Origin of the sequence: Microbacterium sp. 71-23, from assembly GCF_001897265.1 — a bacterium.
Taxonomy (GTDB): Bacteria; Actinomycetota; Actinomycetes; order Actinomycetales; family Microbacteriaceae; genus Microbacterium; species Microbacterium ginsengisoli.
This window is the reverse complement of record NZ_MKSL01000008.1, coordinates 48,413-69,131: the sequence shown is the minus strand read 5'-3', so window position 1 is coordinate 69,131 and position 20,719 is coordinate 48,413. Positions and strand designations below refer to the sequence as shown.

Here is a 20,719-nt window from a genome sequence, read left to right as displayed (position 1 = left end):
AGGAGAGACATGACCGAGGCATCCCTTGCCGGCAAGACCATCCTGATGTCCGGCGGAAGCCGCGGCATCGGCCTGGCGATCGCCCTGCGCGCGGCGCGCGACGGCGCGAACATCGCGCTGATCGCAAAGACCGACACCCCGCACCCGAAGCTCGCGGGCACTGTGCACACTGCGGCCGCCGCGATCGAGGCGGCGGGCGGACGCGCCCTGCCGATCGTCGGCGACGTGCGCAACGAGGACGACATCACCGAGGCGGTGCTGAAGACCCAGGGTGAGTTCGGCGGCATCGACATCGTCGTCAACAATGCGAGCGTGATCGACCTGTCGGGCTCGCTCGACCTCGCGACCAAGAAGTACGACCTGATGCAGGGGGTGAACGTGCGCGGCACGTTCCTGCTGTCGCGGGCCGCGCTTCCCGTGCTCAAGGACGCGCCGAACCCGCACATCCTGTCGCTGTCGCCGCCGCTGAACCTCTCGTCGAAGTGGCTCGGCGCGCACACCGGGTACACGCTCGCGAAGTACGGGATGACGATGGTCACCCTCGGGCTCGCCGCGGAGTTCGCCTCGTCGGGCATCGCGGCGAACACGCTGTGGCCCCGCACGACGATCGCGACCGCCGCGGTGCAGTTCGCGCTCGGCGGTGACCGCATGATGAAGGTCAGCCGCACCCCGGAGATCTACGCCGACGCCGCCTACGAGGTGCTGCTGCAGCCCTCGCGCAAGTACACCGGGCAGACCCTCATCGTCGAGGACGTGCTCGAGGACGCCGGCATCACCGACTTCTCGGCCTACGCTGCGGTGCCCGGAACCCCCGACAGCGACCTGTTCCCCGACATCTTCCTCGACTGATCGCCGCCGACGGTCGTCCCTGCGCGGGGCGGCCGCCGGCGACGGGATGCCGCCTGACCGGCGGACTCAGACGAGCCCGTGGCGGGCGAACGCGGCGTACACGCCGCCGTCGTCGACGCTCGCGGTGATCTCGTCGGCGGCGGCCTTGACCGCGGCATCCGCGTTGCCCATCGCGACGCCGACGCCGGCGACACCCAGCATCTCGATGTCGTTCGACCCGTCGCCGATCGCGATCGTGCGCTCGAGCGGCACACCGAGGCGCTCGGCGAGCTCGACGATGCTCGCGCCCTTGTCGATGCCGGGGTAGGTGACCTCGCCGCCGGCCTCGCCGAGGTAGGGCACGGTGCCGGTGATCACGTGGAAGCGGTCACCGAGTCCGTCGCGCACGGTCGCGTACGTCGTCGCCTCGACGCCGAAGAACGTCGACTTCGCGATGCCGGTGAGGGGTGCGGCGCCGCTGCGGGAGAAGCGGTCGGCAAGACGGGCGAGGTCGGCGCGCTCGGCCTCGGTGTCGCCGCCCGCCCGCGCGTGCAGGATCGGGCGCATGCGGTCGAACAGCCCCGCGCTCGGGTACACGTTCTCGAACGCCTGCAGCGTGAACTCGACCTCGTGCCGCGAGTAGAACTCGATGAGCTGCTGCACGGCGTCCTCGGGGAGGGTGTGGGAGGCCACCAGCTCACCCTGGAACTCGGTGAACCCGCCGCCGGCGGAGATGACCCCGTCGAAGCCGATCGCGTGGATGCGGTGCGAGATCTCGACCGGCGAACGGCCCGAGCAGATGAGCACGACGTGGCCGTTTCCGCGGGCCGTGTGCACGGCCTCCGCCACGCGCGGCGAGAACCGCTGGTCGTGATCGAGGATGGTCCCGTCGATGTCGAGGAAGACGAGGCGCGATGCGGTCACGGTGGGGCTCCAGGGGGTCGTGCTCCCAGCCTACGGGCGCGGTCAGTGACCTCCGACGAACAGCAGGGCGACGCCGAGCACGATGATGATGGCGCCGCCGGTCGCCGTCAACGTCTGGATGCGGCGGGGCGAGCGTCCGAACCAGGCGCGCGCTCCGGCGGCCACCAGCGCCCAGACGGCGTCCGAGAGCACCGCCATCGCGACGAACACGAGACCGAGCTCGAGCAGCTGCAGCTGCACCGATCCCGCCGCCGGCGCGACGAACTGCGGCAGTACGGCGACGAAGAAGGCGATGGTCTTGGGGTTCGTGACGCCGACGACGAAGCCCTCGCCGAGCTGCCGCCACCGCGACGCGGGCGGGAGGGTCGCGGCATCCGTCGACGCCTGCCGCCGCCGATGACGGATCGCCTGCACGCCGAGGTAGACGAGGTAGGCGGAGCCCGCGATGCGCACCGCGAGGAACAGCGGCGGCGACGAGGCCACGATCGTTCCCACGCCGAACGAGACGAGGAAGACGAGAGGAACCTGGCCGAGCGCGCCGCCGAGCACGCTCACGAGGCCGCCGAGGCGACCGAGCGCGAGCGAGCGTCCGATGATGAACAGCACCCCGGGGCCCGGCACCACGATGATGACGGCCGCCGCGATGACGAACGCCACGAGGCTGTCGGCGGGAACCACCCGCACAGCGTAATGGCCGCGGCATCCGCCCGACGCCCTACCCTGGAACCATGACCCCCGCAGCCGCAGACGAGCCCGCCGCGACGTCGGGCGTGCGCCAGGTGCGGCCGCGCACCGAGGGCTGGCAGCAGAAGAAGGATGCCACCGGTCGCCCCCTGCTGCAGTTCGCCAGCCCCAAGCGGGGCAAGCCGCCGGTGCACCTCGCCGACCTCACCCCGGCCGAGCGCGTCGCGAAGGCGGTGGAGCTGGGTCTTCCGGGGTTCCGGGCGAAGCAGCTCGAGAAGCACTACTTCGGGCATTACACCTCGGATGCCGCGGCGATGACCGACCTGCCGGCGACCGGCCGCGACGAGCTCGTCGCCGGACTCCTCCCGCCCCTGCTGACCGAGGTGCGACGCCTCGAGACCGACCGCGGCGACACGATCAAGTTCCTGTGGAAGCTGCACGACGGTGCTCTCGTCGAGTCGGTGCTGATGCGGTATCCGGGCCGCATCACCCTGTGCGTGTCGAGTCAGGCCGGATGCGGCATGAACTGCCCGTTCTGCGCGACCGGGCAGGCGGGCCTCACCCGCAACATGTCGGCCGCCGAGATCATCGAACAGGTCGTGCGGGCGAACCGGCTCATCCGCGACGGCGGCTTCGGCACGGCCGCCCACCCCGATGAGCGCGTGACGAACATCGTGTTCATGGGCATGGGGGAGCCCCTCGCCAACTACGCGCGCCTCATGCAGGCGGTGCGGGTGATGGTCGACAAGGACCACGGTCTCGGTATGAGCGCCCGCGGCATCACCGTCTCGACGGTGGGTCTCGTCCCCGCGATCCGCAAGCTCGCCGACGAGAACATCCCGGTCACGTTCGCGCTGTCGCTGCACGCGCCCGACGACCACTTGCGCGACGAGCTCATCCCGGTGAACTCGCGGTGGAAGGTCGACGAGGCGCTCGACGCCGCCTACGCCTACTACGAGAAGACCGGTCGGCGGGTGTCGATCGAGTACGCCCTCATCAAGGACATGAACGACCACGCGTGGCGGGCCGACCTGCTGGCGGAGAAGCTCAACCAGCGCGGGCGCGGCTGGGTGCACGTCAACCCGATCCCGCTGAATCCCACCCCCGGTTCGGTGTGGACCTCGTCGGAGCGCGACGTGCAGGACGAGTTCGTGCGCCGCCTCAACGACGCCGGGGTGCCGACGACCCTGCGCGACACCCGAGGCAAGGAGATCGACGGCGCCTGCGGGCAGCTTGTCGCGACCGCCGAGGACGAGGCCGCCGCAGCGGGCGCGCCTGTCGCCTGACGCGCTCGTCGCCGCGCGCGAGGCGGCCGCGTCTCGGGCGGCATGACCGTGCCGGGGCACCGCTCAGGCGGGTGGGTCGACCGATGGCGCCGTCTGCTCGACGCGGGCGAGGATGCGCTGCGCGAGCCGCATGAACTCCCGGGTCGCGGGGGAGATCGCCCCCGACCGGCGCGTCACGAACGCGTAGTGCTCGACCACGGGCGGGTCGAGTGGCGCCCAGAACATCCCGCGCCGAGCGATCATCGATCGGCCGACGTGGAACGACACCAGCGAGTCGCCGACGCCCTGGGCGGCGAGCTCGAGCGCGTGCGTCTGGAACTCGACCTCGACGATCGGCTCGACCGTCACGCCAGCGCTCTGCGCCCGCTCGAGCAGAGAGACGCGCAGCGGATCGTCGTTCGACCACCGTGCTTCAGAGAGGATGAGGCGGCGCTGGGCGAGCGTCGTGATGTCGATCGGCCCGCGGGCGTTGTCGGGGTCGACGGTGACGTACACGGCCTGGTCGACGAAGACGCTCGGGGTGACGGTCAGCTCGCGGTCGTCGATCGGCAGCTGCACGAGCCCCGCTTCGAGGTGGCCGTCGCGAACGGCGTCGGCGACCTCGGCGGAATTGAGACCGGTCACCCGGATGCGCACGCCGGGGAACCGGGTGCGGAACTCCCTGATGAGGTCGGTCAGCAGATAGAGATGTGCGCTGTTGAAGGTGCCGAAGGACACGGTGCCCTGGTCGACCGATTTCACCCGGCGGCTCATGTCGGCGACCTCGGTCACGTTCGCGACCGCGCGTTCGGCGAGAGGCAGCAGTTGTTTGCCGGCGTCGGTGAGCAGCAGGCGACGTGAGGTTCGGGTGAAGAGTGCCAGGTCAAGCGACTTTTCGAGCACGGTGATCTGCTCAGACAGGCTCGGCTGTGCGACGTGATGCGCGGCGGCCGCGGCCGCGAACGTGCCGAGGCGCGCGGCGGTCACGAAGTACTCCAGCTGGCGCACGGTGGGCAGTCCCATGGGATCTCCTTCTCAAGGCTCTGCCTATATCTATCAAAAGATAGTCAGGCTTGCCCTGTCTTTCGTCTGCTGGTGCACTGTCTTCACACCCCCGACGAAAGGTCCCCCGCCGATGTCCGCCTCGCCCCGCACCATCCTCATCACCGGCTCCTCGAGCGGGATGGGGCTGACCACCGTGGAGGCGTTCCTCGCCGACGGATGGCACGTGCTCGCTGTCGACATCACCGCGCCTGCAACCGGACCCGCCGATGCGCTCGTGCCACTCGTCGCCGATGTGCGCGACCGCGACGCCCTCGAGGCGGCGCTCGCCGCAGCCCTCGCCCCCGGCTCCCGCATCGACGCGATCGCGAACATCGCCGGCATCTACCCGCCCACGACCCTCGACACCTACGATGAGGCGACCTACCGTCGCATCTTCGACATCAACGTGCTCGGTGTGCTCAACGTGATCGCCGCCGCTCGGCCCTACCTCGGTGACGGCTCGGCGATCGTGAACTTCGCCTCGGTCGATGCCTACGAGGTCTCCCGCGGCCAGCTGCTGTACGGGGCCTCGAAGGCGGCCGTCACGATGCTCACCAAGTCGCTCGCCCTCGAGCTCGCCGGCGCCGGCATTCGGGTCAACGGCATCGCCCCCGGCTGGGTGGCCACCCCCGGCAACGCCGCAACCGGACGAATGGATGCCGCGGCCGCGTCGATCCCGCTGGGTCGCGTCGCCCGCCCGGAGGAGATCTCCGCGTGGGTGCGCATCCTCGTCGACCCGGCATCGGTCGCGTTCATGACCGGCGAGACCGTGGTGCTCTCGGGTGGAGACGTGATCCGATGAGCTCCGCCGGGACGGTCGTGATCACCGGCGCCGCGCGCGGCCAGGGCGCCGCCCACGCGGCCCGCCTTGCGCGGCGCGGGGTGCGGGTCATCCTCGCCGACGTGCTCGATGAGGCCGGCGAGGCGGCCGCCGCCGAGCTGCGCGCCGACGGCCTCGACGCCGAGTACCGCCATCTGGATGTCACCAGCGAGACGTCCTGGCAGCAGCTCGCAGACGAGCTGGGGGCCGCGGCATCCGTCGTCGGTCTCGTCAACAACGCGGGCGTGCTGCGGTACGCGGCGCTCGCCGACGTCACCGTCGCCGACTGGGATCTGCAGCAGCGGGTCAACGTGCTCGGCCCCCTGCTCGGCACGCGCGCGTTCGCGCCGCTGCTGCGCGAGTCCCGCGGCGCGATCGTCAACGTGTCGTCGACGGCCGCGCTCGTCGGCTCGGCGGGCTACGCCGCCTACGCGACCACGAAGGCCGCGCTCATCGGACTCACTCGGGCCACCGCGATCGAGCTCGCCCCCGAGGTGCGCGTCAACGTCATCTGCCCCGGCGGCGTCGCCACCGCGATGAACGACGACGAACCTGCCGGCGGCACGAGCGACGCGACCCCGCTCGGCCGTCGCGCGCGCCCGGAGGAGATCTCCCCCCTCGTGGACTACCTGCTCTCGGACGACGCCTCGTTCGTGACCGGTGCGGTCTACGCCATCGACGGCGGACTCACCGCCCACTGACCCCCTGGAAGCCCCACCACCCCCACCCCGCATCACCCGACCCCGAAGGAACAGCACGTCATGAACCGCCCCCAGCCCTCCGCCCGTGTCCTGCGCACGGCCGCCGCGGTCGTCGCCGCGGCCATCCTGCTCACCGGATGCGCCACCACCGCCTCGTCGAACACCCCCTCGGCGAACTGCACGCCCAAGGACGCCGGTCTCACCACCTTCACTCCCGGCACCCTGACCGTCGGCGTACCGGAGAACCCGCCGTACACGAAGCTCGACGGCACGACCGCGTCGGGTGAGGAGATCCAGATCATCGAGAAGCTGGCCGCCGCCGAGTGCCTCTCGGTCGCCTATGTGCCGATCACCTACGCCAACGGCATCGCGATGATCACGAGCCAGAAGCGCACCGACATCATCACCGGCGGCTGGTACGTCACCGCCGCCCGCGCGGCGCAGGTCGGCTTCACCACCCCGACGTACTACGACCAGATGGCGATCATCTCGAAGTCCGGCATCGACACGGTGTCGGGCCTGGAGACCATCGGCGCGGTCGGCACCGGCACGGGCTTCTCGTGGCAGGACGACGTCACCAAGATCCTCGGCGACAACCTGAAGCTCTACCCCGGCACGGCGGAGATGAAGCAGGACCTCGAAGCCGGCCGCATCCAGGCGGCGCTCGACGGCTACGCGGTCGCCGCGGCGGCCTACAAGGGCAGCGGCTTCGAGGTGAAGCCCGCGCAGGCGGACTCGCGCGTCGCCATCACGACCAACATGCCGATCATCGCCTTCCCGATCGACAAGGACAACACCGCGTTGTCCAACGCCTTCAGCGCCCTGATCGACCAGTACCGCACCGACGGCACGCTCGCCTCGATCGTCGAGGCCGATGGCCTGTCCGCCTCGCTGGTGGTGCCGGCCGACAAGGCCGCGACCGCCCTGCGTTGACATCGAGTGGGGCGCCGGCGACCCCGGCGCCCCACTCCCGAGCGAGAAGCCGACATGAACCAGAACCTCATCACCGAATCGAACGAGATCGCTCACGCGGGGGTCGTGATCGAGCATCTGTCGAAGAGCTTCGGCTCGAACCGCGTCCTCGACGACATCTCCATCATCGTCAAGCCCGGCAGCGTGACCGCCCTCATCGGCCCGTCGGGCTCGGGCAAGAGCACGCTGCTGCGCTGCATCAACCTGCTCGAGACCCCGGATGCCGGCACCGTCACCGTCGGCTCCCAGGTCGTGACCGCGGGACGCCGGATCCCCGAGCGGGAGCTTCTCGCGCTGCGCCGCCAGGTCGGCATGGTGTTCCAGTCCTTCAACCTGTTCCCGCACTTCTCCGTGCTGCGCAACGTCGCCTTCCCGCAGGAGCGCATCCTCGGGCGCAGCCGGGCCGAGGCCGAAGAGCGGGCGCTGACCCTGCTCGAGCGCGTCGGTCTCAAGGACAAGGCGCACCACCACCCCGCACAGTGCTCGGGTGGTCAGCAGCAGCGCATCGCCATCGTGCGCGCGCTCGCGCTCTCCCCCCGGGTGATGCTGTTCGACGAGCCCACCAGCGCCCTCGACCCGGAGGTGGGCGTCGAGGTGCTCGCCGTGATGCGCGAGCTCGCCGACGCGGGCATGACGATGATCGTCGTCACCCACGAGATGCAGTTCGCCCGCGAGGTCTCCGACCACCTCGTCGTGATGGCCGACGGCCACATCGTCGAGGAGGGCGACCCGGCCGGCATCATGGCCGACCCGCAGGAGGAGCGCACCCGCCGGTTCCTCAACGCGGTGCTGGAGCGTTGACGTGGAGGTGATCGGAATCGTCCTGCTGGGGCTGCCGATGACGCTTCTCGTCACCGCGGCATCTTTCGCCTTCGGGGCGATCGGCGGCATCCCGCTGATGCTCGGGCTGCGCTCGCGTCACCGCGTCGTGCGGCTCGCTGTGCGCCTGGTGGTCGACGTGATCCGCGGCGTGCCGACGATCGTCTGGCTGTTCCTGCTGTACTTCGGGTTCGCGATCGGGGTGTTCCGCTTCAGCTCGCTGGGCGCCGCGATCGTCGGGCTCGGCGTCATCTCGAGCGCGTACCTGGCCGAGATGTACCGCGGCGGGTTCGCGACCCTTCCGAAGGGGCAGCTCGAAGCGGCGCAGGCGCTCGGGCTCGGCCGGCGCACGACGTTCGTACGGGTGCTCGCACCGCAGGCCCTGCGCACCGCGCTGCCGTCGGCGGCGACATACCTGATGGCCCTCATCAAGGATTCGTCGATCGCGTCGACGGTCGGCGTGATCGAGATGGTCGCCGCGGCGACCGCCTACTCACGCCAGAACCCCGGCACGGCGGGTCTCACGCCGTTCCTCGCGGCCGCGGCGGTCTACGTCGTGATCAGCGTCCCGCTCGCCATCGCGACCCGGCGCCTCGACGCCCGCCTGTCGAGGAGTCACGCATGAACCTCGCCGACTACCTCCCCCAGCTCGGCCAGGGCCTGCTCGTCAGCCTCCAGCTCACCGTGATCTCGGTGGTCGCGGGGTATGCGATAGGCCTCGCGTTCGCGCTCGGCGTCGCCTCGCGCAATCCCTGGCTGCGCTGGCCGGCTCTCGTGCTCGTCGAGGTGGGCCGCAGCATTCCCGCCCTCGTCGTGCTGTACATCGTCTACTACGGCCTGCCGTCGGTGGGCATCCTGCTCGACTCGTTCCCGGCCGCGGCCGCCGGTCTCACCTTCACCGTCGCGGCGTACTCGTCGGAGATGTTCCGTGCGGGAATCCGCTCGGTGCCCAAGGGGCAGACCGAGGCCGCCCTCGCTCTCGGGCTCTCGCGCCGGTCGGTGTTCGGCCGAGTGGTGCTGCCGCAGGGGCTGCGCTCGGCGATCCCGCCGCTCATGGGGCTCGCCATCCAGTCGTTCCAGGGAACCTCGCTCGCCTACTCGATCTCGGTCAACGAGTTGATGAGCCAGGCGTATCAGATCAGCGCGGTGACGTTCCAATACCTGCAGGTCTACGCGATCACGGGTCTGATCTACGTGATCATCGCGGTGCCGTCGACGTGGGCGTCTGTCTACGTCGAGCACCGCCTCGCCCGTGGACAGGCCTGAGGAGAGAGATGACCCACCTCACCTGGCTCGAGGCCACGCACGGCGACGAGCGGTACCGGCCCCTGTGGGAGTTCCTCGACCGACAGGTGCGTGCCCTCGTCGCGGGTCGCGCCGAGGTCGCCCTGACCCATGTCGGCGTCGATGCGGGCGGCATCCGCACACCCGCCAACCGCATGATGTCGGATGCCGCGATCCTCGCGACCGCGCTCGAGATCGATGCCCGCACGCAGACCGACGCGGTCGTGATCGGATGCTGGGGTGCGCCGACCGAGATCGTGCGCTCCGGCGTCGCCCGGCCCGTGTCGAGCCTGCCCGACGGCAGCGTTCGCGCGGTCGGCTCCCTCGCCCGTCGGGCCGTGCTCATCACCGTGTCACCGACGCTGGTGCCGATCTTCGCCGACGACCTGGTGCGCCTCGGTGCCACGGGATTCCTGCCGGAGCGGCCCGTGCGTGCCTACGACCCCGAGTCGACGCTCGATGACGTCGTGGCCGCGATCGACGATCCGCGGGCGTTGATCGCGAGATTCGACGCGGTGGCGAAAGCGGCGGTTGCCGACGGCGCCGACGCGATCGTCGTCGGCTGCGGCTACCTCGCCCCGCTGTTCACCTGGCACGGCTACACGCACGTGTCGGGCCACCCCGACGTGCCCGTGCTCGACTGCAACCGCCTCGCCGTGGAGCACGTGTTCGCACTCCTCGCGCTGGAGGCGGCCGGCATCTCGCCGACCGGTCGCGGCTACCCGCGCGCGCGCGGCGCCCGGGCCGCGGCGCTCGCCGCGACCGGCGGCCGCCTGCGGGGCCCCGAGACATCCCCCGACCTCTCCACCCTCACGATCGAAGGAACACACGCATGACCCGCTACTGCGTCATCGGTGCCGGTGCCGCCGGCATGTCCGCCCTCCGCCAGCTGCGCGACGCCGGGTACGACGTCGACTGCTTCGAGAAGACCGACCGCGTCGGCGGGCACTGGAACACCGATTACGACGCCCTGCACCTGATCACGTCCCGTGACATGACCGGCTTCGAGGGCTTCCCGATGCCGAGTGACTACCCGCACTTCCCGCGGCGCACGCAGATCCGCGACTACCTCAACGCCTACGCCGACGAGGCCGAGCTGCGGGACGGCGTCACGTTCAGCGTCGAGGTCGAATCGGTCGTGCCGGTCGCGACCGACGGCCCGGTCGGGTCCGCCGGCTGGACCGTGACGCTCACGGGCGGCGAGAAGCGCGACTATGACGGGGTCGTGGTCGCGAACGGTCACCTCTGGGACCCGAAGGTGCCCGCGATCGCCGCACGCTTCACCGGCACGCAGCTGCACTCGGGTCGCTACCACAACACCGACGACATCGTCGGCGACCGCGTGCTCGTCGTCGGTGCGGGCAACTCGGGCTGCGACCTCGCAGTGGACGCCGCGCAGCACCGCATCGACGCCGACATCGTCGTGCGCGAGGGCATGTACTTCCAGCCGAAGAGCTATTTCGGGGTGCCGCGGCAGGAGGTGACGTGGATGGCGCAGTTCTCCGCCGACGAGCAGGACCTCATCGCACGCCTGCTCGCACGGGTGTCGATCGGCGAGTGGAAGGACTACCCGGGTCTGCCGGAGCCCGCCTACCGCACGCTCGCCGAGGGCCGCACGGTCGTCAACGACCTGCTGCTGTACTGGATCCACCACGGTCGTGTGCGCGTGGTCCCCGGCATCGCGGACATCGAGGGCACGTCGGTGACGTTCACCGACGGCACCTCGCGGGAGTACGAGACGATCCTGTGGGCGACGGGCTTCCACGCCTCCCTGCCGTTCCTCGACGACGCACTCGTGCCCCGCCGGTCCGGCACCCCGCTGCGCTTCGCCGCGGGCATCGTGCCGCAGGGGCTCGAGAAGCTGTATTACGTCGGGCTCTCCGCTCCGCGGGGGCCGCAGCTTCCGGTCTACGGCGTGCAGTCGAAGGTCGTGCTGCGCATCATCGGGCTGCACGAGGCATCCGCCGAAGGCTTCGCGCCCGTCGCCGACTACCTCGGCCGCTTGCAGGAGGCCGACGACCGCATCGACATCGTGCGCGCCGTCTGGAACGACCAGCTCGCCGACACCCATCGTCTGCTCGACGCGCTCGTCGCCGCACGCGAGGAGGCTGCGTCTCCGACGGCATGACCGTGCCGGGGTGCGGGGTCTAGCCTGACCCCGTGCCCCCTGCCGTCTCCGCCGGTCTGCTCGTGCACCGCCGCGGTGCGGCCGGGCTCGAGGTGCTCATCGCGCACATGGGTGGCCCGTTCTGGTCGCGCCGCGACGAGGGGGCGTGGTCGCTTCCGAAGGGCGAGTTCGATCCCGACGCCGAGACGCCGGCGGATGCCGCGGTCCGCGAGTTCCGCGAGGAACTGGGCGTCGACCCGCCCGCGGGCGATCGTGTGCTGCTGGGGGAGTTCCGGTACGGCAGCGGCAAGCGCGTGACGGTGTTCGCCGTCGCCGCGGGGGAGTGGGAGGCATCCGATCTCGTCTTCGGCGAGTTCGAGATGGAGTGGCCGCCGCGCTCGGGGCGCGTCGCGCGCTTCCCCGAGGTCGACCGGATCGCGTGGGCGGCACCGGCCGACGCGGAGCGCCTGCTCGTCGCCGCTCAGCGTCCCGCGCTCGTCGCGCTGCGCGCCCGTCTGGGCGGCGCCTGAGGAACCGCGCTATGCGCCGCCGCGCGCCCGCCATTCGTCGATGAGCGCGGGCATGCGCTCGGCGAGGAAGCGGAAGAACTCCGCGAGATCGCGTGCCCGGGCGACCGCGTCGGCGTCGGTGTCGTCCTGGGCGTCGCCGATCTCGTCGATGGCGGTCGCGAGGCGCGCGTACACGGGCGCGTTGAGGGCGACGGAGCTGTAGAAGCCGTCCTGCACGATCTCGTAGCGATCGCGGCGGTCGCCGGGAACAGAGCGTCGGTGCACGAAACGCAGTGTCACCAGGTAGCGCACCGCCCCCGACACCGCCGCGGGGCTCACTCCGAGGCGGTCGGCGAGCTCGGCCGCCGTGTACCCCGTGGCCGGGGCCGCGACGAGCGCCATCATCACGCGGGCCGGCATCCGTGCCATGCCGGCCGCGGTCATCATGGCCGCGGCTTGCTCGGCGGGCTCAAGGGCGCGATGGGCGGGGAGCGTCATCCGTCACCGGCCAGTTCGCGGCGCCGCATGAGGGCCAGGGATGCCGCACCTCCGATGAGGACCGCGGCCACCAGCCACCACAGCCCTTGCACGTCGGTTCCCGAGCCGGTGACGGTGGGCGCCGCGGCGATCGGCGCAAGGTGCACGATCCAGTCGGGCAGCCGGTAGAGCGGGCCGAAGAGGCCGACGACCGTGGCCAGCCCGACGAGCGTCCAGCCGACGGCGAGCGTCGCCCGGGGCAGCACCGTGAGCACGAGCGCCGTGACCACGATGAACACCAGCGCGGCGACGAACTGCCCGGCGCCGACGACCACCGCGTCACCGAACAGCGACCAGTCGGGCGCGCTCTGTCCGGCCAGGCCCGCCGCCGCCCCGACGATCGCGCCGCCGACGGTCGCCGCCGCGCCGATCGTGGCGATCGCGACGTAGTCGGCCAGCCAGCGCACCCGCCCGACCGGGGTCGCGAGCAGAGCCTCGACCGTGCCGTGCGCCTCCTCCTGGCGAGCGCGCCCGACGATCTGCACGCCGCAGCAGGCAGCGAGCACACCCACGAGCGTGAAGAAGATGACGATCGCGCCGACCGCGAGCGAGCCGCCCTGCGTCAGCGCGGCGAGCAGTTGCTCGACGGACGGCAGCTGGGTCGCCGCCTGGGACAGCACCGACGACAGGCTCGTCGCGAGTAGCCCCGACACGAAGCCCCCGATCGCCCAGCCGAGGATCGCCGGCCACGTGAGCGCCCATACGAGCCCGGTCGAGCTCGACAGTGCCGCGCCGGCCGTCGCGCGCGCCCGCCGTTCGGGCAGCAGGCTCTCGCCAAGGTCGCGCACCGACTGCAGGGCGACGGATGCCGCGGCCAGCCCGGCCGCGACGAGTGCGCAGAGCGCGACCGGCCACAGGTTGTCGTCGGCCCAGGGTCGCGCGTTCTCGATCCACCCGTACGGCGAGAACCAGGCGAGCGGGGCGCTCTGGATGCGCTGGAGGTCGGCGGAGGGTGTGCCGAGCGCGTTGCCGAGCCCCGCCACCAGGTAGGCGACGAGCATCACCCACACGCCGAACGCGTTGGCGCTGCGGCCCGACGCGAAGACCTGCGCGCCGATCAGTCCGACCCCGTAGGCGAAGAACCCGAGCGCTCCGCTGCCGAGACCGGCGACGAGGCTGCCGGTGGCGGGCAGCCCGCACGCGAGGAACGCGACGGCGACGAGCATGGCGAGCAGCGCGTTGGCGATGAGGCCGTGCACGATCGTCGCGACCAGCGGGGCGACGCGCCCGGCGGGGGTCGCGGCCACGAGCTCGGTGCGGCCGGCGTCCTCGTCGGCGCGGGTGTGGCGCACGGCCATGAAGGAGCTCATGAACGCGGCCATCATCGCGAGGAACGGGAGGATCAGGAACCCCGTGAACGCGCCGAGGTCCGCGCCCGACGGCAGCCCGCGGAACAGCATGATGACGGGGTTCGCGGCCGCGGTGGCGAGCAGGTTCACGCGGTCCGTCTCGGTGCCGTACGACCCGTTCACGGCCGAGACCGTGAACGCCGCGAGCACGGCGGTGCCGCCGATCCAGATGACGAACTGCCAGAGGTCGCGCCGCAGCCGCTGGCGCAGCAGGGTGATCATCGCGTCGACCCGGCAGTGAGGTCGTCACCGTAGTGCCGCAGGAAGAGCTCCTCGAGCGAGGGCGGCTCGATGCGCAGGCCCGTCACCCGACGGGTCGCGAGCTCGGGCAGCACGGATGCCACGGCGTCGCTGTCGACGGTGAACCGCACCCGGCCGTCGGCGACGCTCACGTCGTGGGCCTCGGCGATGCCGTCGGCGGTCGTGCCCGCCGCGTCGAACGACACCTCGGTGCGGGTCAGGTGCCGGAGGTCCGCGAGCGTGCCGGCCTCCACGACCTTCCCGGCGCGGATGATGCTCACCCGGTCGCACAGCTGCTCGACCTCGGAGAGGATGTGGCTCGAGAGCAGCACGGTGGCGCCGGCATCCTTCACCCGGGTCACCTCGCGTCGGAACACGACCTCCATGAGCGGGTCGAGGCCGCTCGTCGGCTCGTCGAGGATGTAGAGCTCGGCGGGCACGCTGAAGGCCGCGATGAGCGCCACCTTCTGCCGGTTCCCCTTCGAGTACGCGCGGCCCTTCTTGCGCGGGTCGAACGCGAACACGTGCTCGAGGCGCTCGCGCTCGGTGCGGTAGGCGGCCGAGCGGGTGTCGGCGCCGCGCAGGCGGGCGAGTACGTCGATCGACTCGCCGCCGGAGAGGTTCGGCCACACGTTCACGTCGCCCGGCACATACGCGAGTCGCCGGTGCAGTGCCACCGCGTCGCGCCACGGGTCGCGGCCGAAGACCGCCGCGGTGCCGCCGCTCGCGCGGGCAAGCCCCAGGAGGATGCGGATGGTGGTCGACTTGCCGGCCCCGTTGGGTCCGAGGAAGCCGTGGATATCGCCGGCGCCGACCGCGAGGTCGAGGCCGTCGAGGGCGTTCTGGCGCCCGTAGCGCTTCACGAGTCCGGTGGTGCGGATGACATCGCTCATGGCGCTGAAGCTACGCCGATTTCACAAAACTGTGAAGAGTGCGGACCGTGTCAATCCAGTCGCTCGATGACCGTCGCATTCGCCATGCCCGCGCCTTCGCACATCGTCTGCAGGCCGAACCGGCCGCCCGTCGCCTCCAGCTCGCCGACGAGGGTCGTGAGCAACCGCGTGCCCGAGGAGCCGAGGGCGTGTCCGAGGGCGATCGCGCCGCCCCGAGGGTTGAGCCGCGCGGGGTCGGCGCCGGTCTCGGCGAGCCAGGCGAGCGGCACGGACGCGAACGCCTCGTTGACCTCGAACGCGTCGATGTCGTCGATCGACAGACCCGTGCGCTGCAGCACCTTCGCGGTCGCCGGGATCGGTCCCGTCAGCATCATGATCGGGTCGTCGCCGACGACCGAGAAGCCGACGAAGCGGGCGCGGGGTCGCAGCCCCAGGCGCTGTGCGGCCTCGCGCGACATGATGAGCGCGGCCGAGGCGCCGTCGGTGAGCGGCGACGAGTTGCCCGCGGTCACCCGCCAGCCGATCTGCGGGAACCGCGCCGCGATCGCCTCGTCGACGAACGACGCCGGCAGACCCGCGAGCCCGCCGGCGGTGGTCGCCGCCCGCACGGTCTCGTCGGTGCGGTGCACGACGGGGGAGCCCGCGGCATCCGTCACCGTCACCGGCACGATCTCGTCGTCGAACAGACCGGATGCCGCGGCCGCCGCGGCGCGCGCGTGGGAGAGCGCGGCGACGTCGTCGAGCTGCGCGCGCGAGAGGTTCCACTGCGCCGCGATGAGCTCGGCCGAGATGCCCTGGTGCACGAGGCCGTCGGGGTAGCGCTCCCGCAGGCGCGGTCCGAGCACGTCGCGGCCGATCGCGGAGGTGCCGAGCGGGAGGCGGCTCATCGACTCGACGCCGCAGGAGATCACGATGTCCTGGCTGCCGGAGATGATCGCCTGCGCCGCGAACGTCGCCGCCTGCTGGCTCGACCCGCACTGGCGGTCGATCGTGGTGCCGGGCACGTGCTCGGGGAAACCCGCCGCGAGCAGGGCGTTGCGGGTGACGTTGGAGGACTGCTCGCCGACCTGCGCGACGCAGCCGCCGATCACATCGTCGACGAGGGCCGGGTCGATGCCGGTGCGGTCGACGAGCGCGGTGAGCACGGTCGCGAGCAGGTCGACGGGGTGCGTGCCCGAGAGCGCTCCGCCGGGCTTTCCCCGACCCGATCCGGTGCGCACGACGTCGACGATGACGGCTTCGGCCATGGGAGCTCCTTCGCGGCAGGGCGGATGCCGCCAGCCTACGCCCGGGCGGCGCCGGCGGCGCGGGTCCCCTGCGTATACGCAGAGCGCGACCTGCTCGAACCTGCTGGCGGAATCAGGGGCTGAGTGTATACACTAACGATGGCCAGCGACGAGGGAGGAGCGGCATGCGCGCCAGCGATCACACCTACACGACCCTCCTCGATGAAATCCAGTCCGGAGCCCTCGCCCCCGGCACGGTGCTCGCCGAGCCCGCCCAGTCCGCCCGCCTCGGGGTGAGCCGCACTCCGCTGCGCGCGGCGCTCGCGCGCCTCGCCGCCGACGGCCTCGTCACGCAGGCCTCGCCGCGCGTGACCGTCGTCACGGGGGTGGATGCCGCCGACATCCGTGCGCTCTTCGAGATCCGCCGAGCGCTGGAGGAGACCCAGGCGCGCCTCGCCGCCGAGCGCGCCGACGCGGCCGTGTTCGCGGCGTTCGCCGCCGACTTCGACCACGCCCGCCTCGAGGGCGGCGAGGGGCGGGACGCCTACTACGCGCTCATCGCCCGGTTCGACGCCGCGCTCGACGCCGCCGTCGGCAACGACTACCTGGTGGCGGCCCTGCGCACCGTGCGCACCCACCTCGTGCGCGTGCGCCGGCTCGCCCGCGACAAGCCCGAACGCCTCGCCGCCTCGGTCGCCGAGCACCGCGTCATCGCCGACGCGATCGCCCGGCGCGACGCCGACCTCGCCGCCCACGCCACGCACGTGCACCTGCACAACGCGCTCACCAGCATCCTCGCCTCGCTCGCCGCCGACGCCGCATCCGCCGACGCATCCGTCGCCGAGCCCGCCCACCCCGCCGATCAAGGAGCAGCATGACCGTCACCCACCACGTCCGCGTCTACCGCAGCGACGAAGAGCTTCCCCGCACCGACCAGCTCGCCTGGAAGATCGCCGAGGTCGCCGCCGACCCGGTCGCTGTCACCGACGAGGTGGCCGACATGATCATCAACCGCATCATCGACAACGCCGCGGTGGCCGCGGCATCCCTCACCCGCGGGCCGGTGAGTGCGGCCCGCCAGCAGGCGCTCGATCACCCGGTGTCCGTGTCGGGCCCGGGTTCCACGGTCTTCGGCTGCGCCCTCGAGCGCACGACGAGCCCCGAGTGGGCGGCCTGGGCCAACGGGGTCGCGGTGCGCGAGCTCGACTACCACGACACCTTCCTCGCCGCCGAGTACTCGCACCCCGGCGACAACATCCCGCCGATCCTCGCCGTCGCCCAGCACGTCGGCGCGACCGGCGCACAGCTGCTGCGCGGCATCGCCACCGGGTACGAGATCCAGATCGACCTCGTGCGCGCCATCTCGCTGCACAAGCACAAGATCGACCACGTCGCCCATCTCGGCCCCTCCGCTGCGGCAGGCATCGGCAGCCTTCTCGGCCTGCCGGTCGAGACGATCTACCAGGCCGTCGGCCAGGCGCTGCACACCACCACCGCGACCCGGCAGTCCCGCAAGGGCGAGATCTCCACGTGGAAGGCCCACGCCCCCGCCTTCGCCGGCAAGATGGCCGTCGAGGCGGTCGACCGCGCGATGCGCGGCGAGACCAGCCCGGCGCCGATCTACGAGGGCGAGGACGGCGTGATCGCATGGCTCCTCGACGGGAAGGATGCCGCCTACGACGTGCCGCTCCCCGACCGCGGCGAGGCGAAGCGGGCCATCCTCGACTCGTACACGAAGGAGCACTCCGCCGAGTACCAGGCGCAGGCGTGGATCGACCTCGCCCGCAAGCTCGGCACCGCGCGGCCCGAGCTGCGCGACCCCGAGAACATCGAGGCGATCGTGCTGCACACCAGCCACCACACGCACTACGTGATCGGCTCGGGCGCGAACGACCCGCAGAAGTACGACCCTGCGGCCTCCCGCGAGACCCTCGACCACTCGATCCCCTACATCTTCACGGTCGCCCTGCAGGATGCCGCGTGGCACCACGTCGACTCCTACCTGCCCGCGCGCGCGGCCCGCCCTGACACGGTGGCGCTGTGGCACAAGGTCACCACCGCTGAGGACGCCGAGTGGACCCGCCGCTACCACTCGGAGGACCCCGACGAGAAGGCGTTCGGCGGCCGCGTGGAGATCCGCCTCGCGAACGGCGAGACCATCGTCGACGAGATCGCCGTGGCCGATGCCCACCCGCTCGGCGCCCGCCCCTTCACCCGCCCCGACTACGTCGCGAAGTTCCGGCTGCTCGCCGAGCCCGTGCTCACCGCCGACGAGATCGAGCGCTTCCTCGACCTCGCCGAGCGCCTGCCCGAGCTGACCCCGGCCGAAGTGCGCGAGCTGTCGATCGTCGCGGCCCCCGGCGTGCTCGCCTCCGCCCCCGCCCCGAAGGGACTCTTCTGATGCTGTACAGCCAGACCCCCGCCGCCGAGAAGCGGCGCCTGTTCCGCGAGCGGCTCGCCACCGGCGAGCTGCTGCGGTTCCCGGGCGCGTTCAACCCGCTCTCGGCCCGGCTCATCGAGCGCAAGGGCTTCGAGGGCGTCTACATCTCGGGTGCGGTGCTCTCCGCCGACCTCGGGCTGCCCGACATCGGCCTCACGACCCTCACCGAGGTCGCCGGCCGCGGCCAGCAGATCGCCCGCATGACCGAGCTGCCGGCGATCATCGACGCCGACACCGGCTTCGGCGAGCCCATGAACGTGGCCCGCACGATCCAGACCCTCGAGGACGCCGGCATCGCCGGCACCCACATCGAGGACCAGATCAACCCCAAGCGGTGCGGTCACCTCGACGGCAAGGCGGTCGTCGACCAGGACACCGCGATCAAGCGCATCCGCGCGGCATCCGATGCCCGTCGTGACCCGAACTTCCTCATCATGGCGCGCACCGACATCCGTGCCGTCGAGGGGCTCGATGCCGCGATCGACCGCGCCAAGGCGCTCGTCGACGCCGGGGCCGACGCGATCTTCCCCGAGGCGATGCGCGACCTCGGCGAGTTCGAGGCGGTGCGCAACGCCGTCGACGTGCCGATCCTCGCCAACATGACCGAGTTCGGCAAGAGCGACCTGTTCAGCGTCGACCAGCTGCGGGACGTGGGAGTGAACATCGTCATCTGGCCGGTGTCGCTGCTGCGCATCGCCATGGGTGCCGCGGGCCGTGCGCTCGACACCCTCGTCGACGACGGCCACCTCACGTCGAAGCTCGGCGAGATGCAGCATCGCGCCGACCTCTACGACCTGGTGGACTACGAGGACTACAACCACTTCGACACCTCGGTGTTCAACTTCCAGATCACCCGCTGACGTCCGCGAAGGAGCAGACATGTCCGAGATCGAGATCAAGAAGGGCCTCGCCGGGGTCACGGTCGACTACACCGCGATCAGCAAGGTCAACCCCGACACCAACAGCCTGCTGTACCGCGGCTACCCGGTGCAGGAGCTCGCGGCGACCCAGTCGTTCGAGTCCGTCGCCCTGCTGCTGTGGAACGGCGATCTGCCGGATGCCGCGGCCCTCGCCGCATTCGAGGGGTTCGAGCGCACGCACCGCGGGCTCGACGCCGACGTGAAGACGGTGATCGACCTGCTGCCGCTCGAGTCGCACCCGATGGACGTCGTGCGCACAGCGGTGTCGGTCCTCGGCGCGCAGGATGCCGCGGCATCCGACAACTCGCCCGCCGCCGACCTCGCCAAGGCGCAGCTGCTGTTCGCGAAGATCCCCGCGATCGTCGCCTACGACCAGCGCCGCCGCCGCGGTCAGCAGCCGGTGCCGCCGCGGGACGACCTCGGCTACGCGGCGAACTTCCTGTGGATGACGTTCGGCGAAGAGCCGGCCGACATCGTCGTCGACGCGTTCAACGTGTCGATGATCCTGTACGCGGAGCACTCGTTCAACGCCTCGACGTTCACCTCACGGGTGATCACGTCGACCACCTCCGACCTCTACTCTGCGGTCGTCGGTGCGATCGGTGCGCTCAAGGGCGCCCTGCACGGCGGGGCCAATGAGGCCGTCATGCACATCTTCGACGAGGTCGGCACGGCAGACAACGTCGGCCCGTGGCTCGACGAGGCCCTCGCCGCGAAGCGCAAGATCATGGGCTTCGGGCACCGGGTCTACAAGAAGGGCGACTCGCGCGTGCCGACCATGAAGGCCGCCCTCGACGACCTCGTGGAGTACTACGACGCCCGTGACCTCGCCGCGCTCTACGACACCCTCGAGAGCGAGTTCGTGGCCCGCAAGGGCATCTACCCGAACCTCGACTACCCGTCGGGTCCGGCCTACCACCTCATCGGATTCGACACCCTCACCTTCACGCCGCTGTTCGTCGCGGCGCGCATCGTGGGCTGGACGGCTCACATCATCGAGCAGACCGCCGCCAACGCGCTCATCCGTCCGCTGTCGGCCTACAACGGTCCCGACGAGCGGCACATCGACGGGTACGTCGCCTCGGCGGCCGACCGTGCGGCGGCGAGCCGCGAGGCGGAGTCCGCCGACTGACGTGGACATGACGAGGGGGTGGATG

The 20,719-nt window shown here is 71.3% G+C and carries 22 protein-coding genes; 15 read left to right on the top strand and 7 right to left on the bottom strand.

The window, feature by feature from the left end; all coding sequences use genetic code 11:
• Positions 1-9: 9 nt before the first annotated feature.
• The gene (locus tag BGO15_RS00400) at positions 10-849 is read left to right on the top strand and encodes an SDR family oxidoreductase (RefSeq protein ID WP_056209766.1); all 840 of its coding nucleotides are present in this window, start codon (positions 10-12) and stop codon (positions 847-849) included.
• Positions 850-915: 66 nt separating this feature from the next.
• On the opposite strand, the gene BGO15_RS00395 is transcribed toward BGO15_RS00400, so the two are convergent.
• Together BGO15_RS00395 and BGO15_RS00390 are read right to left on the bottom strand one after the other, a co-directional pair.
• A complete protein-coding gene (locus tag BGO15_RS00395; protein ID WP_056209770.1) occupies positions 916-1,752 on the bottom strand; it encodes a Cof-type HAD-IIB family hydrolase in 837 nt (278 codons plus the stop codon).
• Positions 1,753-1,794: 42 nt separating this feature from the next.
• Positions 1,795-2,430, bottom strand: coding sequence for a LysE family translocator (locus BGO15_RS00390; protein ID WP_056209773.1), 636 nt, complete (start codon positions 2,428-2,430; stop codon positions 1,795-1,797).
• 50 nt (positions 2,431-2,480) lie between these two features.
• On the opposite strand from BGO15_RS00390, the gene rlmN reads away from it, so the two are divergent.
• On the top strand, positions 2,481-3,722 hold the full coding sequence (gene rlmN, locus BGO15_RS00385; RefSeq protein WP_056519763.1) for a dual-specificity RNA methyltransferase RlmN: 1,242 nt from the start codon (positions 2,481-2,483) through the stop codon (positions 3,720-3,722).
• A 63-nt stretch (positions 3,723-3,785) separates the two neighbouring features.
• On the opposite strand, the gene BGO15_RS00380 is transcribed toward rlmN, so the two are convergent.
• On the bottom strand, positions 3,786-4,724 hold the full coding sequence (locus tag BGO15_RS00380) for a LysR family transcriptional regulator (RefSeq protein WP_045247452.1): 939 nt from the start codon (positions 4,722-4,724) through the stop codon (positions 3,786-3,788).
• A 112-nt stretch (positions 4,725-4,836) separates the two neighbouring features.
• Here BGO15_RS00380 and BGO15_RS00375 point away from each other — a divergent pair, with 112 nt between their 5' ends.
• Genes BGO15_RS00375 through BGO15_RS00335 form a run of 9 tightly spaced genes read left to right on the top strand, consistent with a single transcriptional unit; the run spans position 4,837 to position 11,978 of the window.
• Positions 4,837-5,547: an SDR family NAD(P)-dependent oxidoreductase gene (locus BGO15_RS00375; RefSeq protein WP_045247451.1), complete on the top strand. Its 711-nt coding sequence runs from the start codon at positions 4,837-4,839 to the stop codon at positions 5,545-5,547.
• Entirely contained in the window at positions 5,544-6,266 is a 723-nt protein-coding gene (locus BGO15_RS00370; RefSeq protein ID WP_056209774.1) for an SDR family NAD(P)-dependent oxidoreductase, read from the top strand. The genes BGO15_RS00375 and BGO15_RS00370 overlap by 4 nt, the downstream gene beginning before the upstream one ends.
• 60 nt (positions 6,267-6,326) lie before the next feature.
• Positions 6,327-7,199 carry a substrate-binding periplasmic protein gene (locus BGO15_RS00365; RefSeq protein ID WP_048809438.1) on the top strand — a complete coding sequence of 291 codons (873 nt, stop codon included), beginning with the start codon at positions 6,327-6,329 and terminating at the stop codon, positions 7,197-7,199.
• Positions 7,200-7,253: 54 nt separating this feature from the next.
• Positions 7,254-8,039: an amino acid ABC transporter ATP-binding protein gene (locus tag BGO15_RS00360; protein ID WP_056209777.1), complete on the top strand. Its 786-nt coding sequence runs from the start codon at positions 7,254-7,256 to the stop codon at positions 8,037-8,039.
• Between the two features lie 7 nt (positions 8,040-8,046).
• The gene (locus tag BGO15_RS00355) at positions 8,047-8,682 is read left to right on the top strand and encodes an amino acid ABC transporter permease (protein ID WP_235557468.1); all 636 of its coding nucleotides are present in this window, start codon (positions 8,047-8,049) and stop codon (positions 8,680-8,682) included.
• Positions 8,679-9,323 (top strand): amino acid ABC transporter permease, encoded by a 645-nt coding sequence (locus BGO15_RS00350; protein ID WP_056209781.1) that lies wholly within the window; start codon positions 8,679-8,681, stop codon positions 9,321-9,323. The genes BGO15_RS00355 and BGO15_RS00350 overlap by 4 nt, the downstream gene beginning before the upstream one ends.
• Before the next feature lie 8 nt (positions 9,324-9,331).
• Entirely contained in the window at positions 9,332-10,177 is an 846-nt protein-coding gene (locus BGO15_RS00345; protein WP_056209784.1) for an aspartate/glutamate racemase family protein, read from the top strand.
• Positions 10,174-11,469, top strand: a complete 1,296-nt coding sequence (locus BGO15_RS00340) for a flavin-containing monooxygenase (RefSeq protein WP_056209787.1) — start codon at positions 10,174-10,176, stop codon at positions 11,467-11,469. Before BGO15_RS00345 ends, BGO15_RS00340 begins: the two co-directional genes overlap by 4 nt.
• A gap of 32 nt (positions 11,470-11,501) precedes the next feature.
• Entirely contained in the window at positions 11,502-11,978 is a 477-nt protein-coding gene (locus BGO15_RS00335; protein WP_056209788.1) for an NUDIX hydrolase, read from the top strand.
• Between the two features lie 9 nt (positions 11,979-11,987).
• Here the strand turns inward: BGO15_RS00335 and BGO15_RS00330 are convergent, their stop codons facing one another.
• Genes BGO15_RS00330 through BGO15_RS00315 form a run of 4 tightly spaced genes read right to left on the bottom strand, consistent with a single transcriptional unit; the run spans position 11,988 to position 16,223 of the window.
• A complete protein-coding gene (locus tag BGO15_RS00330; RefSeq protein ID WP_045246089.1) occupies positions 11,988-12,455 on the bottom strand; it encodes a GbsR/MarR family transcriptional regulator in 468 nt (155 codons plus the stop codon).
• On the bottom strand, positions 12,452-14,065 hold the full coding sequence (locus BGO15_RS00325; protein WP_056209792.1) for an ABC transporter permease: 1,614 nt from the start codon (positions 14,063-14,065) through the stop codon (positions 12,452-12,454). Before BGO15_RS00325 ends, BGO15_RS00330 begins: the two co-directional genes overlap by 4 nt.
• Entirely contained in the window at positions 14,062-14,976 is a 915-nt protein-coding gene (locus BGO15_RS00320) for an ABC transporter ATP-binding protein (protein ID WP_056209794.1), read from the bottom strand. The genes BGO15_RS00325 and BGO15_RS00320 overlap by 4 nt, the downstream gene beginning before the upstream one ends.
• 50 nt (positions 14,977-15,026) lie before the next feature.
• A complete protein-coding gene (locus BGO15_RS00315) occupies positions 15,027-16,223 on the bottom strand; it encodes a thiolase family protein (protein WP_056519761.1) in 1,197 nt (398 codons plus the stop codon).
• Positions 16,224-16,387: 164 nt separating this feature from the next.
• Between BGO15_RS00315 and BGO15_RS00310 the strand changes: the two genes are divergently transcribed.
• From BGO15_RS00310 to BGO15_RS00295, 4 genes are read left to right on the top strand one after another with little or no spacing between them, the layout of a single operon-like run.
• The gene (locus BGO15_RS00310; RefSeq protein WP_056209797.1) at positions 16,388-17,080 is read left to right on the top strand and encodes a GntR family transcriptional regulator; all 693 of its coding nucleotides are present in this window, start codon (positions 16,388-16,390) and stop codon (positions 17,078-17,080) included.
• Complete coding sequence (locus BGO15_RS00305; RefSeq protein ID WP_056209800.1) at positions 17,077-18,603, top strand: MmgE/PrpD family protein; 1,527 nt, start codon at positions 17,077-17,079, stop codon at positions 18,601-18,603. Before BGO15_RS00310 ends, BGO15_RS00305 begins: the two co-directional genes overlap by 4 nt.
• Complete coding sequence (gene prpB / locus BGO15_RS00300; protein WP_056209803.1) at positions 18,603-19,502, top strand: methylisocitrate lyase; 900 nt, start codon at positions 18,603-18,605, stop codon at positions 19,500-19,502. The genes BGO15_RS00305 and prpB overlap by 1 nt, the downstream gene beginning before the upstream one ends.
• Before the next feature lie 19 nt (positions 19,503-19,521).
• Complete coding sequence (locus BGO15_RS00295; RefSeq protein ID WP_056519757.1) at positions 19,522-20,694, top strand: bifunctional 2-methylcitrate synthase/citrate synthase; 1,173 nt, start codon at positions 19,522-19,524, stop codon at positions 20,692-20,694.
• Positions 20,695-20,719: the final 25 nt, after the last annotated feature.